This window comes from Legionella lytica, from assembly GCF_023921225.1.
Taxonomy (GTDB): Bacteria; Pseudomonadota; Gammaproteobacteria; order Legionellales; family Legionellaceae; genus Legionella; species Legionella lytica.
Map to the genome: position 1 here is coordinate 743,448 of NZ_CP071527.1, position 16,372 is coordinate 759,819.

The window sequence follows — 16,372 nt, forward strand, 5'->3', positions numbered from 1 at the left end:
TTTTACCGGATCAAATCACTCTGATGAATGCACTCGACAATGCCATAAAAGAAGCGCTTAATACTGCTGGAGCTTCAAAAGAAGCCAATAAAGCCTATCTGGAATTTATTAAAGCCAACTTCATTATCCCTGTAGAGAAACATACAGAAGGCGAAGAGCCTCGGGTATTATTTTTTCAAGAGGGGAATGAGCTATTTCTTCCTGTATTCACTGAGAAAGCTTATCTTGATGCATGGGCTGAGGAAATTGCCACTGAAATTAACTTACTTAAATTATCCGGAGTTGATTTACTCAAAGGGCTTGGTGAGCAGGTTACCGTGTGTTTAAACATCGGTAGTGATGTTTATAAAGAGTTTAATCCATCTGAAACAGCAAGAATGCGTTCTATGGTCTTAAAGTTTTTTAAAAATTAGGGGGAGCTTTATTTTGCTCCCTTTTCTGCACTCAGTAACGTAGAGCTTTTACCACGAGATGAGACGTGCTTATGTTTGATTTTAAATTACATAGCAAGAGTTGAAATAAACAGCGAACACGCGATTAAATGCATCTAGATAGTACCATCTTGTTTCATATCCAAAACTGTTTAAACCCCTCTTTATATAAATCCAGGAAAGTTCCTGCCTAACCCAATCTTCCGCGCCATACAATATGGCGCAAAAGACGATTAAAATAACAGTGATTAATTGATATTTTATACGATTTATTCGAGGCTCTTTTAAGCCTTTAAAGTGTTGGTGAATGCTGATTTTATTCATAATTAATGTTCTCAAAAAACAGAAATAGGTCAATTAGTTAGAGTTCTTTTCAGTAATATTTTATGAAATTTAGATGAGACTGCTTCATGGTCTGATTGACATTCCTATATCTAATGATTAGAATTTTGGCAGGAGTCCCTCTTAACTTTATACTAGGGGGAATTTTCTTAGTTTAGGTATTTTTTGGAGAAAAGCATGGATTTGTCAATTTGGTATCAAACCGTACGTATGAGTAGTAAACTGAGAAAGTTAATAACATCAAATAGTTCACTGGTATCTCAATCTTATATTGTTATTGAATAGTTGCCGCAAATCTTTGATTGGGGACGACAAAGTTAAGTTTTAGCGGGGTGTTTGGGAGTAAATGTTTTGGATCGAATTTCAAATCATCAGTCATCATGTGTCAATTTCAGTTATTATTTAAAATATCAGTTACCTAATGAAAAAAGTAATAAGATAATTGTTGCATATGAAAAAAAATATCATTCAATTATTAACGAACTTCGCCCTTCACTTATGAACGAGTTTGATGTGCTCGGATTTTATGACATATCAGAGGATCAATCACAGATAATTGATGGTTACTCTGAAGCTGACAGAGTTTTATTTTTCTATGACCATTTTACACGGCAAAACTTGCAGCCAGGATTTTCTAAAGAAATGCAGGCTTATTCACAGCATTTCTCGAAAGACCCTTTAAAAGTCATTTTCATAAATGATATGTATGAGCAGTTTCCTGATATTTATTCTGTAAATCCACAGCGTATTAAATCGTTAAATAAGAGTTTAATTAGCCTGGCTGAAAAATCAAAAATATTGACTATCACCGATAATATTGGAACGAACGTAACTGTCGATCTTGCAAAGACCAATCCGTGGACAAGTATTGATGGCACTACTTACGGTGAAATAATACCGGGAGAAATCGCCTCATATTCGCCCGGAATTAACGGGGTCTTATATTTTACAGGTTCATTTCTTTCTATGATTCCTATTGGATTAAAATATGGAGTAATAGAAGATCCCATAAAATTTGTTTTTAAAAACAGTAAAGTAGAATCATTTTCAAGCTCAAATATTGAATTAAGCAATGATTTAAATTATTTTTTTGAGTATTCAGAAGATCATCTTCAAATTCATGAAATTGGAATAGGTACCAATGAAGGAATAAAAAAACTATTTGGTAAAAATGCCAGTTTTGAAGAAAAACATTGCGGGATACATTTTGGGTTAGGCGGGAAAGCAGATGATACATTCCATCTGGATATGATGATGAGTCACAGTATATTTAAGTTTGATGATCAATTGGTTTATAATGGAGCTTATCAACTCTAGTTCTACTCTTTTCAGCATATAAATAATATTTGCTTGGATGATTGTTGTTAAAATAAATTTATTTCGTGTTCAACGTATATTATAACATATGGCATTGTTCTGATTTTTGGAAGAGGTCAGTTTTTTCTTAATAGTCAATTAGTGTTGACATGATGTAAAAATAACGATTTCAAATAATTAATTAGTTATTTAATATCAAATGATCTTCTTATGATTTGCAGTAGTATGTTTTTATGTATTTTAATTTGTAATTAAGAGGGTAAATATGACTTTACGAAAGGTCAATTATGGAAAGCCTTATGTAGTATGGTTTTTAGGCGCTTTTTTCTTTTTTATTGATTATGTTCTTCGTGTTTCTACTAGCGTTCTGACCCCGGTTCTTATGGAGAAATTTCAAGCGACTGCATTTGCAATAGGTGGATTCTCTGCATGTTTTTATTATGCTTATATTAGCATGCAAATACCGGTTGGTATCTTGGTCGACCGTTTTAGCCCCAAATGGCTGCTTATTATGGCCTCAGTAATTTGCGCGGTAAGTGCACTTATTTTTGCAGAGATGAATAATTTATATATTGGTTTTTTTAGCCGATTTCTTACGGGTTTTGGTGCTTCATTTGCATTTGTTGGTACATTGAAATTAATTTCACTTTGGTTTAAGCCTGAGCGTTTCGCTTTCCTCGCCGGATTAACCCAGGCATTTGGAATGCTGGGAGCTATGGTCGGCCAAGGCCCCATGGCTGCTATCTACCATTCTTTCGGTTGGCGTGCTAGTATGTATGGTTTTTTCGTTTTATTTTTACTGATTTCACTGCTTATGATTATATTTATTAACAATAAATATAATCAAATTGCCCTCAAAAATTCCAATGCACATCATGAAGTGAACACTTGGCAATCCATCAAATTAATTTTATCCAATTCACAATCTTGGTTGAATTGCTTATTTATTGGTCTTTTATATGCTCCGAGCGCTTGCTTCGGCGAGCAATGGGGAGCTAGCTTTCTCAGTAGATGCCAAGGCATATCGATTGAAGCGGCTGGGCATGAAGTAGGGATGATGTTTATAGGTCTGGCGATAGGCTGCCCGATTTTAGGATGGGTTTCTGATCGAATGCAGAATCGTTTGATAGTCATGCGTGTAAGTGCTATAGCATGCTTTATCTTTTTAACTATCATTATTTATGGTGGCTCTTTGTCTATGCATGAGTTACTAAGCCCCACAGTTTATACGGGCATTCTTTTTTTATACGGATTTTTTAATAGTGGTATCGTTGTCTCCTATGCATTAGCCTCTGAAATAAACCCACGGCAACTTACTGGCATGGCTTTAGGAGTGACGAATATGGCCTCTGTAATGATTGGGGCAGCTATGATACCTATCGTAGGGTTTATACTTGATAAATTGAGAGCAGATATCCTGTTTAATAATGTACATGCTCTTGGGGTACAAGAGTATCAAATAGCTTTTGCCACTCTGCTGGTTGGATTGCTTATTTGCTTTTTCATTACGTTTTTTATAAAGGAAACATATTGTAAACCTCAATACCTACTTGATGGCAGCGTTCTTAATAAACAGCTCGGCATTTAATTTATTATGAACAATTTGGTGTTAAGCGAAATCATTAACGAAGAGGAGGAACGCTTATTTTTTCATTGGAATGAAACGCAGCATAATTTCAATATTACTCGTTGTATTCACCAAATGTTTGAAGATATCGTTCAAAAAATTCCTCATGAAATTGCTTTAATATATCAAAATGAGAAATTGACTTTTGATGAGTTGAATAAACGTGCCAATAGGTTTGCTCATTTTTTGCTGACCAAAGGAGTAGGGCCTGGATGTTATGTAGGCGTTTGTACATATAGAAACATTGATCTTATAGTAATTTTACTCGCAATTTTAAAGACAGGCGCGGCCTATTTGACATTGGATCCAAGATCTCCTGTCAAGCATTTGCAGTATCAATTAAATGACAGTGGCGCGATGCTTCTTGTGACTACATCATTTCTTCAGGATAAATTAAATAGTTATCCGAACGTAATTGTTAATTATAACGTAAATTATTTTTTAAATTTCCCAGACGTAAATATTGAAAGCGTGGCTAAGGTACAAGATATTGTCGATATTTTTTATACTAGCGGAACAACAAGTCACCCCAAGGCAGTTTGCAGCTCCCATTTGAATCGATTAAATCGTTTTTTTTGGATGTGGAAACATTATCCGTTTACAAAAGATGAAACTGGGTGTCAAAAAACCTCTCTAGTTTTTGTTGATTCTTCCTGGGAAATTTGGGGTTGCTTATTACAAGGAGTTAAACTGGTTATCATTCCAGAAGAGTTAATTCTAGAGCCTGGAAAATTCATTGATAGCCTGGTTCAGCATAATGTAACTCGCCTTGTTGTTGTACCCTCTTATCTTGAGATGTTATTAAAGAATTGTTATCAAGAAATTAATAAATTGACTGGATTGAAAATTTGCTCGATTAGTGGAGAAAAGCTTACTTCCGCTTTGGCAAATAAAGTAACGTCTCTTTTACCAAATTGCATTTTCTTAAATTTATATGGCCAAACGGAAGGAGGAGGAGACAGTCTTTTCTACCAGGTGCCTTCAAAAATCCATTTGGGGAGTGTAATTCCCATTGGCAGACCAATAGCTAATATGAAAGCATATGTTTTAAATAAGACATTATCTTTAGCTAAAATCTTGGAGGTTGGAGAATTAGCTATAGCTGGTTATGGATTGGCTGAAAATTATCTTAATAATCCAACCCAGACAGCAACCCAATTTATGCTAAATACTTTTTGCAAAGAACCTGGATATGAAAGGCTGTATCTTACAGGAGACTTGGTAAGATGGCTATCGGATGGCAGTCTTGAATACATAGGTCGCAAGGACAATCAAATAAAATTAAGAGGTTACCGAATAGAGCCTGGTGAGATAGAGCATGCTATATCATCTTATGATGGTATTCAGCAAAGCGTGGTATTGGCGAGAGAGAAACGGGCCAGCGAGAGTACGTATAAATATCTGGTAGCCTATTATACCTGCGACAAAGATATAGACGAAGTCAAGTTAAGGGGTTATTTATCTGAGCAACTTCCTGATTACATGATCCCTAATGTTTTTGTATCGATGAGTTCTTTCCCTTTAACTCTGAATGGTAAATTAGATAGAGCGTCATTGCCAGCTCCTGATGTTACGATGGAAAGCGCTTTATATGTGGCCCCCGGAACAGAACTTGAGCAAGGGATGTGCTCAATCTGGCAAGCCATTTTGGGATTGCCACGTGTGGGTATTCATGATGATTTTTTCAGGCTGGGTGGGAACTCAATTTTGGCGATACAGGCGTCTCACCAGATAAGCCAATTAACTGATAAAAAAATTTCAGTTATTGATATTTTTTATTACAAAACCATTGATGGCCTGAGCAAAGTACTTGCCACAAAAGAACAGCGCTTGGTTATCCCCGCTTTAAGAAGCAACCGAGCTGTACTCTCTTTTGCTCAGGAACGATTATGGTTTATTGAGCAATATGAACAAGGCACAAATGCTTATCATGTTCCATTTGCTTATGAGTTGACTTCGTCAATTAAATTATCTTCATTAAAGAACGCACTGAACTCTGTTGTAGCTCGCCACGAGATTTTTCGGACTCTGATTGTTCAAGCCCCCTCAGGCGTGAGTTATCAGCAAGTAGAGGAGGTTGCATCATTTCCGCTTATGGAAGAACAAATTAGTGAGCGAGAATTATCTGCCAGGATGGATAAGGCCATTAATACGCCATTTAACCTTGAGCGTGAGTATCCAGTTAGAGGATATTTGTACACCCTAGATGAAAATAGTCGTAGGTATTTGTTGATTATTATTCATCATATTGCTTTTGATGGCTGGTCTATCGAACTCTTGATGAAAGAGTTAAACCAATATTATCAACAGGATGTAAATGGTTTGGTGGTTGATTTACCTGCGCTCTCTATTCAATACAAAGATTTTTCCGTATGGCAACGGGCTTATTTGACAGAAGCTAAGCTGCGGCAGGAAATAAGCTATTGGCAAAGTAAATTGGCTGGTTATCAGCCATTAGATTTACCAACAGACTCCCCCAGACCCAATGTAATTGATTATCGTGGAGAGAGCTTTAATTTTACTTTAAGTGAAGATGTTTCTTTTAAGCTTCGACAATTAGCTAAATCAAAGGGTGTGACTTTATATGCAGTGTTGTTGAGTGGGTTTTACATTTTACTCTCAAAATATACGGGTCAGGACGATTTGATTATCGGCACTCCGTTTGCGAACAGGCATTATGAGCAATTGGAGGATTTAATTGGATTTTTTGTTAATAGTTTACCTATAAGAGTGCAATTAAAACCTGAGCAGACGATCGATGAATTTATAACACAGGTTTATCATGAAATAATTGATGTGCAGCGGCATCAGGATTTGCCCTTTGATAAACTTGTATCCAGTATGAAAATTGAACCGGACCAATCAAGGCACCCTATTTTTCAGGTCATGTTTGGTATGGAGCGTGTTAACATTCCGCAGGCTATGGAGCAATTATTAAAACCAATCGAGCTGCAAGACTATTACAAGATTGCCAAATTTGATTTGAGTTTGTTTGTTGATGATGGTCATCCGGCTTTAAGGGGGGGGATCGATTATGCAAAAAACCTATACAAACAAGAAACAATTCAGCGATTCATGGAACATTATAAATGGATTTTAGAACAAATTTCAGACAATCCCAGTATACCAATTCTGGAATATGAGGTATTAAGTTCTAAAGAATATACCGAAATAGTGTATGAGTGGAATGCTACTGATAAAGAGCACTCTTTTGACAAAACTCTGCATCAGTTATTTGAAGAGCAGGCGGCTCGAACACCAGATAATATTGCTGTAATGTTTGAAGGGCAGCAATTAACTTATCAAGAGCTGGATGAGCAATCAAATCAGTTGGCAAGGTACATTCGACAACAGTATAAAATGGAATCTGAAGCTCATGAACTCCCTAAAGATACCTTGATAGCCATATTCCTGGACAGATCTTTGGATATGATTATTGCTATTCTTGGAATTCTAAAAGCTGGCGCCGCATATGTGCCTATAGATTTGAAGTGTCCTACTGAACGGCTTGTATATATGTTAGAGGATACAAACAGCATTTTCCTTCTGACCCATTCTTATTTGATTAATCAATTACAGACAAATAAATACTATAAAACAAGACTGATTTTTCTAGATGATAACTTTTATCAATTAGAGGCCAAAAGTAAATTGCCGATTTACAGCCGAATATCCGATTTGGCTTATGTGATGTACACATCAGGTACAAGCGGTTTTCCAAAAGGGGTAATGGTAGAACATTGTGCTATCAGTAGCAAGATACAGAGTTTGATAAGATATTATTCATTAACAGCACAATTTCGTTGTTTGTATTATGGCTCGTGTGGTTTTGACGTTTCAATAGAGGATATTTTCCTGCCATTGTTAACTGGATCCACATTGTGTGTTGCTCCCTCTGGTGTGCAAACTAATATTGAAATTCTTGTGGAGTTAGTAGTTAGGCACAAAATTAATATTATTAATTTTGTGCCATCATTACTTAGTGTTTTTATTGATTATATTTCCAATAATAAAAAATTAGACTGTAGTAGTCTGCAATATATTATTTCTGGGGGAGAGGCATTAAATTCTGATATTTTGCATCGCTATTTTAAACATATCGATGCGCTACTCTTTAATGCTTATGGGCCTACAGAAAATACTATTGATACTACCATAATGAAATTTTCTTCTAGGGTGAATCTACCCATTTCAATTGGTTATCCTATAGCTAATACTAAAGTTTATATTCTAGACAAACATAAAAAACCTGTACCCATTGGAGTTGTAGGCGAGCTATACATTGGTGGAGCTGGTTTGGCCAGGGGGTATTTAAATAATCCTGAGTTGAACGAGAGTAAATTTATACTGAATCCCTTTGCTACCGAGTCAGATAGTGTCAAAGGTTATACCAGATTATATAGAACAGGGGATTTAGTAAGATGGCTATCGGATGGCAGCCTTGAATACATAGGTCGCAAGGACAATCAAATAAAATTAAGAGGCTACCGAATAGAGCCTGGTGAGATAGAGCATGCTATATCATCTTATGATGGTATTCAGCAAAGCGTGGTATTGGCGAGAGAGAAACGGGCCAGCGAGAGTACGTATAAATATCTGGTAGCCTATTATACCTGCGACAAAGATATAGACGAAGTCAAGTTAAGGGGTTATTTATCTGAGCAACTTCCTGATTACATGATCCCTAATGTTTTTGTATCGATGAGTTCTTTCCCTTTAACTCTGAATGGTAAATTAGATAGAGCGTCATTGCCAGCTCCTGATGTTACGATGGAAAGCGCTTTATATGTGGCCCCCGGAACAGAACTTGAGCAAGGGATGTGCTCAATCTGGCAAGCCATTTTGGGATTGCCACGTGTGGGTATTCATGATGATTTTTTCAGGCTGGGTGGGAACTCAATTTTGGCGATACAGGCGTCTCACCAGATAAGCCAATTAACTGATAAAAAAATTTCAGTTATTGATATTTTTTATTACAAAACCATTGATGGCCTGAGCAAAGTACTTGCCACAAAAGAACAGCGCTTGGTTATCCCCGCTTTAAGAAGCAACCGAGCTGTACTCTCTTTTGCTCAGGAACGATTATGGTTTATTGAGCAATATGAACAAGGCACAAATGCTTATCATGTTCCATTTGCTTATGAGTTGACTTCGTCAATTAAATTATCTTCATTAAAGAACGCACTGAACTCTGTTGTAGCTCGCCACGAGATTTTTCGGACTCTGATTGTTCAAGCCCCCTCAGGCGTGAGTTATCAGCAAGTAGAGGAGGTTGCATCATTTCCGCTTATGGAAGAACAAATTAGTGAGCGAGAATTATCTGCCAGGATGGATAAGGCCATTAATACGCCATTTAACCTTGAGCGTGAGTATCCAGTTAGAGGATATTTGTACACCCTAGATGAAAATAGTCGTAGGTATTTGTTGATTATTATTCATCATATTGCTTTTGATGGCTGGTCTATCGAACTCTTGATGAAAGAGTTAAACCAATATTATCAACAGGATGTAAATGGTTTGGTGGTTGATTTACCTGCGCTCTCTATTCAATACAAAGATTTTTCCGTATGGCAACGGGCTTATTTGACAGAAGCTAAGCTGCGGCAGGAAATAAGCTATTGGCAAAGTAAATTGGCTGGTTATCAGCCATTAGATTTACCAACAGACTCCCCCAGACCCAATGTAATTGATTATCGTGGAGAGAGCTTTAATTTTACTTTAAGTGAAGATGTTTCTTTTAAGCTTCGACAATTAGCTAAATCAAAGGGTGTGACTTTATATGCAGTGTTGTTGAGTGGGTTTTACATTTTACTCTCAAAATATACGGGTCAGGACGATTTGATTATCGGCACTCCGTTTGCGAACAGGCATTATGAGCAATTGGAGGATTTAATTGGATTTTTTGTTAATAGTTTACCTATAAGAGTGCAATTAAAACCTGAGCAGACGATCGATGAATTTATAACACAGGTTTATCATGAAATAATTGATGTGCAGCGGCATCAGGATTTGCCCTTTGATAAACTTGTATCCAGTATGAAAATTGAACCGGACCAATCAAGGCACCCTATTTTTCAGGTCATGTTTGGTATGGAGCGTGTTAACATTCCGCAGGCTATGGAGCAATTATTAAAACCAATCGAGCTGCAAGACTATTACAAGATTGCCAAATTTGATTTGAGTTTGTTTGTTGATGATGGTAGATCTACCTTAAAAGGTACTATCAGCGGTGCAACAAGCTTGTTTCATCATGAAACAATCAGGCGATTAGCTTTGTATTATCAAATTGTCCTTGAAAAAATGTCTGAAAACTTGGATATAATGACACGCGACTGCAATATTTTAAGTCCTGAAGAATACAATAAAATTGTGTATGAGTGGAATGAAACAGAACAAATTTATCCATTTGATAAACCAGTCCATAAATTATTTGAAGAGCAGGTAGAGAGGACTCCAGATAAATTGGCAGTGATTTATAAAGAGCAGTTGCTTAATTACCAGCAATTAAATGAGCAAGCTAATCAACTAGCGCATTATCTTCAATCTCTTGGTATTAAACCCGAGACACATGTTGCGATTTCAATGGATATATCTATTGAGATGATCATTGGACTTATGGGGATTTTAAAATCAGGAGGAGCGTTTGTTCCTTTCGATCCTAACCTACCTAAACAGCGGCTACAGGCATTATTAAACGAGACGAACGTAAGATTTATTATTACACAATCTTTTCTTAATGAAAGATTTAGTGATAGCAATATAATATGTATTAACCTAGATCATAAGAATCTTTTTATTGAAGAAAAAAATACCAATATTGAACTGTGCGTTTCCGGCAATAATTTAGCCTATATAATGTATACCTCCGGCTCAACCGGTCATCCCAAAGGTGTGGAAATAGAGCACCATTCATTAACCAACCTATGTGTATATTGCAAAAGTCAATTTAATTTAAACATTGACGAAACGGATAGAGTAAGTGTCTATGCCAAGTTTGGTTATGATGGTTTTGCATCAGAGGTGTTTCCTTATCTCATTTATGGAGCATCATTACATATAGTACCTGCGGATATTCGCTATGATCCAGAAAGGCTAAATAATTGGATGCACCAACAACAGATTACAACAGCATCCTTACCAACTAAAATAGCCGAGGAGTTTTTTAATAAACCCAATGAAACATTGCGTGTTATACATACGTCTGGCGAACTTCTAAAAAAGGTTTACAGTAATAAGTATAAAATAATTAATAATTATGGCCCTACAGAGGGGACTATTTTAACAACGAGCTACTTGATAGAAAAATCAGAAAATTTACTTATTGGAAAGCCAATAAGTAATGTTAAAGTTTATATATTGAATAATAATCTATACCCTAATCCAATCGGAGTTGTTGGAGAGTTATATATTGGTGGTGTTGGTCTTGCAAGAGGGTATTTAAATAGTCCTGAATTAACAAAAGAAAAATTTATACCTAATCCTTTTGTAACTGCTGAAGATTTAAATGAGAATCGAAATCTGAAGCTATACAAAACAGGTGATTTAGCTCGGTATTTTTCAGATGGTAATATTGAAATCATAGGCCGGATTGATGAACAAGTAAAAATTAGGGGATATCGCATTGAGTTACCCGAAATTGAACAAGCTTTATCAACTTATGATGGTATATTTCAAAGCGTTGTCTTAGCAAAGGAAAGAACACTTCCTCAAGGAAATATCAAGTGTTTAGTTGCTTATTATGTAAGTAAACAGTTTATCAACGAAGACATTTTGAGAGACCATTTGTCTAAATATTTGCCTGATTACATGATTCCCATTTCATTTATATTTATGGCTAATTTACCTCTAACAAGAAATGGAAAGTTGGATAAAAAACGTCTTCCTTCACCTGACTTCTCTATCAAAAATATCCCGTTTATTGCTCCTGAAACTGATTTGGAAAGAAAAATGTGCTTTATTTGGCAAACGGTTCTTGGGATTAATCAGGTAGGAGTTACTGATGATTTTTTTAGATTGGGAGGAGATTCAATTTCAGGAATGCAACTAACCGCAAGAATGAACCAATCATTAAAAATGAATATATCTGTTTCTGATATTTTTAGTCAAAAAACAATTTTAAATATTGTGAACAGTTGCGTTGGAGATAGAAATAAAAATCCATTGATCAAGAAACTTAATACTAAAAACCATTTTTTGCCAATTATATATTTTGTACACCCAGCATCATCTGGTTGCGAGGTATATCAATCTTTAGCCGACTTGCTAGATTGTCAATTTCAATCTATTGGGGTGGATAATTATAATATGAATAATAAGGAAAAAATTGATAATTTAGCAGAGATTTCTAACTACTATATTCAGGAAGTCAATCAACTATTTCCTTTCTCACAAGAGATTTTTTTATGCGGTTGGTCTTTGGGGGGGCAAATTGCGTTAGAAATGGCGTACAAACTTGAACAGAAAGGATTTAACAAGATCAATGTTTTTTTACTGGATACGGTTTTGTATTATGATGAAAGCTTGCGAGATATAATCGATACATTTGATGATAATTCATATGAGGAATTTAAAAACTACTTGCTTAGACAGAATTTGGATGAGCAGGATGTTGAGAGGATGTGTGATGCATATAATGCAGAAGTATCGATAAGTTATAATGAAATTTCTGGGAGGTTGAGCAATACTAACATTACGTTGTTTAAGGCCCTGGAAATTAATAATACATTTAGCGATGCTCATCACCTGAGATTGGAAAAATACAAGTGTCTAATTGAAGATAATAATATACAAAAAGTTTCAGCCCAAAAAATAAAAGTCGTAACACTAGATTGTCATCATGGCAATATAATGAAGAAAGCAAATGAAATTAAAAAAATCATACTGGAGTCTGTTGAAGACCTGCGGTGAGTAAAGGCGATTCCTCACTAAAAGAAAGAAATCAGTGAATAAATAAAGGGCTAAAAAATAAAATTAGAGCGTTAGCCCAGATATATAGCAGATAAAGAGCGAATATTGAAAGGTTATTGCTTTGAGTAACCACTTAATACTATAACTTATGGTATCTATTAAGTTAACGTTAAATTATTTGTCTGGAGAGTGTTCATTTAACTGTGTCACCTCATTGCTTATCTAAGCCCCAAAGTTAGTCTGTCTTCAAAATAGATTTGTAGTTGGGACACGATAAGCGCCCAATTGTGCATGGGCTGATTCCATTTTTCCAGTACTTTCTGAGCAGCACAGTAAATGAGTTTGATAAGGGCGTTTTCGCTGGTGAATACGCCTTTATTTTTAGTGTATTTGCGAATTTGTCGATGAAAACCTTCGACAATATTGGTCGTATAAATGATACGTCTGAGCTCTTCTGGATATTTAAAGTACTGTGATAGAGCTTCCCAGTGATTATTCCAAGACTTTATTACAGCAGGATATTTTTTTCCCCATTTCTCTTCCAGCTCAAGCAGATGATGCTCCGCTAAGTCTTTGCTTGACGCTTTATAAACAAGTTTTAAATCAGCCATAAAGGCCTTCTGGTCTTTGCTGACCACATACTTCAATGAGTTGCGAATTTGATGAACAACACAAAGCTGCACTTCAGTATGAGGAAATACTTCGGTTGGCATCAGGAAATCCCTTAAGCCCATCGATGCTGGCAATAAGAATATCTTCTACCCCGCGAGCCTTAAGGTCATTTAAGACACCAAGCCAGAAACGAGCGCCTTCTGCCTCAGATAAATAGAGTCCTAGAATATCCTTTTTACCTTCTGAGTTAACAGCGAGAACCGTGTAAAAGGCTCGACTGATGACCTTGCTGTCAACACGTACTTTAAAGTGCATGGCATCAAGAAATACGATGGGGTATACCGATTCTAAGGAGCGATTGCGCCATTCAGTAATCAGCGGTAAGAGCTTACGGTTATTAAACTGATTTTAGCGCTGGAGATTTCTAATCCATACATCTCCGATAAATGCTCGCTTATTGCCTCGTAGCTCATGCCTATCGCATAAAGTGCCAAGACTTTATTATCGAGTGACTCGTTGAGTACTGTTTGACGTTTTTTGACTATCTCAGGCTCAAAACTACCATCCCTATCTCGAGGCGTTTCCAAGTCAAAAACGCCAGTGGTCGATTTAATCGTTTTAGTCGTTTTACCGTTACGACGGTTGACGATACCTGTCTCAGAGCAGTCCGTCATATGAGAATCCATTTCTCCTTCTAAGGCAGACTCTAATAACTCTTTAATTAAGGGGTTAATGATTCCGTCTTTTCCTGTGAGCGATTGTCCTGATTTTAACTGCGCTAATGCTTCTGATTTGAACTCGTTGAAATCAAAATTCGATAAATCGATTGTCTTCTTACTCATATGCACCTCTTTTAAGTGTTAAATTATAACAAGTTAAAAGAGATGACACAGTTATTTAAACACTACCTTTGTCTGGAACAAATTGAGTAACTTAGCTATATTGTTAATAGTTATTATACCTTCCGATGACTTGTCCGCGACAACTTACTGCCTCAACATGAGCTTGTTAACACAACACTATATATTTACATATAATACTCTGACGTTTTGGGTTAGGCTTAGTGTAGCTCTGAAGTTGTTCTCATCAATCGCCATGTTTTTTAACTTTGCTGCTAGTTTTTCTACCCAACTCATAAATTGATTGTGGTACAACATGTTTCATATCAAAAAAACTGTTTAAACCGCTCTTTACGTAAATCCCAAAAGTGTTTTATCTAAGCCCATCTTCGCATAGACAATTAAAATAACATTGATTAATTGATATTTTAAAGTACGATTTATCCGAGGATCTTTTAAGCCTTTAAAGTGTTGGTAGATACTGGCTTATTTCATGGTTCCTGTTTTCAAAAAGCAGTAATAGGTCAATTAGTTAGAAATTTGTCAATAATATTTTATGGAGTTGAGATACGATTACCCTGAATAAATGGTTGCAGTAGTATAATCCTAGGATAATTTCAGTTATTCTGAGGAGAGACGCGCTGATTCTTTGTAGCCTGATCTACGGAAATTTGTGACTTTGTACAATTCAGATAATCTGATAACTACATTGTTGAATGTAATGGGGGTTTAGAGCAAAGTTACCATGAATCAGGTAATTAGGAGTTTTTTTGGAGTATCTAGCCCAGCAATAATTCTTTGCTTATGTTTATAAAACAAGGCGAATTAGGGCTTTATTGAGTAGAGATTTATGAACAAAATGCATAATGCTAAAGTAGATATCTATAATTGCAAGAGTTATTTAGGGAGGGCTTGGTTAGTTTGGGGGCTAGCAGCTGCTTTTTATTTTTCCGAATACATGGCGCGTGTTGCACCAGGCGTAATGCACCGTTATCTACAAATGGAGTTCAACATCAGCGAGGTTGGATTCGGTATTTTAACTGCTTCGTTCTATATTCCTTATATACTCATGCAGATTCCAGTGGGGCTGACCGTTGATCGCCTAAGTATACGAGGGTTGTTAACCGTGATGTCTCTGGTCACTGCTTTTGGTTGCTGTGTTTTTGGCCTAGCTGATGGGTTACTTATGGCTTCAGTTGGTCGAATGCTCATAGGCTTTAGTGCGGCATTTGCGTTTATCTGTTCCTTGCGATTGGCTACTTCTTGGTTCCCACCAACCATGTTGGGATTATTAGCCGGCTTAACTCAATCTTTAGGGATGTTAGGAGCTGCGGCTGGAGAAGCTCCGGTATCCTTTTTAGTAAGTAATGTAGGCTGGCGTCATAGTATGCTTATTATCGCCTTTTTATTTATTGCCCTGACAGGTCTTCTTTATCAGTTTGTTCAAGATACTCCAGCGGGACATCGCAGTGATTCGCATTCGATTAATCGGATTAGCATTTTGCAAAGCTTAAAAATCATTTTATTCTGCCGACAAACTTGGATTAACGCGCTATATGCAGGGTTTTTATTTGGGCCTACCGCAATAATTGGCGAGGCAATTGGACCTGCTTATTTACAGTTTGGTCATGGTTTGGGGGCTCATGCTGCTGCCTTTGCAACCGGTTTGATTTTCATTGGCTGGGGAATTAGCGGCCCAATTTCTGGGTGGCTGTCTGATAAAATGGGGCGTCGTAAACCCTTAATGATCATTTCTGCTTTATGCGGAATGGTACTGACTTCTATCTATGTATTTAGCCCGTCTTTAAGTCAAAACTACGCTTATTTTATTTTCTTTCTTTTCGGTTTGACTAATACTGGGGTTGCTATTGCCTATGCAGTATCAACGGAAATTCATCATCGCAACGTGGTTGGTACTTCAATTGCCTTTACGAATATGATTTCAATTTTTGTTGGTGCATCCTTACAGCCTTTGGTTGGGCGTTTGGTCGACATGGTTTCTGGCGCGCGTGCGTACAATGTAGAATCTCTGCTATTGTCTGACTTCCAAGCCGGTTTAAAAATATTGCCAGTATGTTCTTTCATCGCACTTATCTTGGCGTTGCTGGTTAAAGAAACTTATTGCAAGCCTGTTGAGCACGCATAATTTCTTTCACGTTGCGGCTGCTTCTTCGTCACATCTTCCTACGCACGGCTTGTCAGTGGCGTAGGAGTATAGAGTAGGTCTGTCTCGGTAGAGACATAATCAACAGTCAGTTATTTGCCTGGGTTCTTCCTAAACGGCAAAAAATCGGATT

Annotated in this window: 5 protein-coding genes and 1 pseudogene; 5 read left to right on the forward strand and 1 reads right to left on the reverse strand. The window is 36.6% G+C overall.

The window, feature by feature from the left end; translation table 11 throughout:
* The first annotated feature begins 23 nt into the window (after positions 1-23).
* The 4 genes from J2N86_RS03295 (at position 24) to J2N86_RS03310 (ending at position 12,624) form a co-directional block, all read left to right on the forward strand.
* On the forward strand, positions 24-413 hold the full coding sequence (locus J2N86_RS03295) for an SseB family protein (RefSeq protein ID WP_252580985.1): 390 nt from the start codon (positions 24-26) through the stop codon (positions 411-413).
* A gap of 711 nt (positions 414-1,124) precedes the next feature.
* Positions 1,125-2,090, forward strand: a complete 966-nt coding sequence (locus J2N86_RS03300) for a M29 family metallopeptidase (protein WP_252580986.1) — start codon at positions 1,125-1,127, stop codon at positions 2,088-2,090.
* Positions 2,091-2,355: 265 nt separating this feature from the next.
* Positions 2,356-3,678, forward strand: coding sequence for an MFS transporter (locus J2N86_RS03305; RefSeq protein ID WP_252580987.1), 1,323 nt, complete (start codon positions 2,356-2,358; stop codon positions 3,676-3,678).
* Positions 3,679-3,684: 6 nt separating this feature from the next.
* Entirely contained in the window at positions 3,685-12,624 is an 8,940-nt protein-coding gene (locus J2N86_RS03310) for a non-ribosomal peptide synthetase (RefSeq protein ID WP_252580988.1), read from the forward strand.
* 218 nt (positions 12,625-12,842) lie between these two features.
* On the opposite strand, the pseudogene J2N86_RS03315 reads toward J2N86_RS03310, so the two are convergent.
* Positions 12,843-14,078, reverse strand: a pseudogene (locus J2N86_RS03315) (IS256 family transposase).
* A gap of 847 nt (positions 14,079-14,925) precedes the next feature.
* Here J2N86_RS03315 and J2N86_RS03320 point away from each other — a divergent pair.
* Positions 14,926-16,221, forward strand: coding sequence for an MFS transporter (locus tag J2N86_RS03320; RefSeq protein ID WP_407658968.1), 1,296 nt, complete (start codon positions 14,926-14,928; stop codon positions 16,219-16,221).
* Positions 16,222-16,372: the final 151 nt, after the last annotated feature.

Coding starts and splice junctions, on each gene's coding strand:
- J2N86_RS03310 (WP_252580988.1), top strand. CDS start 3,685: ATGAACAATTTGGTGTTAAGCGAAATCATTAACGAAGAGGAGGAACGC.
- J2N86_RS03320 (WP_407658968.1), top strand. CDS start 14,926: ATGAACAAAATGCATAATGCTAAAGTAGATATCTATAATTGCAAGAGT.
- J2N86_RS03295 (WP_252580985.1), top strand. CDS start 24: ATGAATGCACTCGACAATGCCATAAAAGAAGCGCTTAATACTGCTGGA.
- J2N86_RS03305 (WP_252580987.1), top strand. CDS start 2,356: ATGACTTTACGAAAGGTCAATTATGGAAAGCCTTATGTAGTATGGTTT.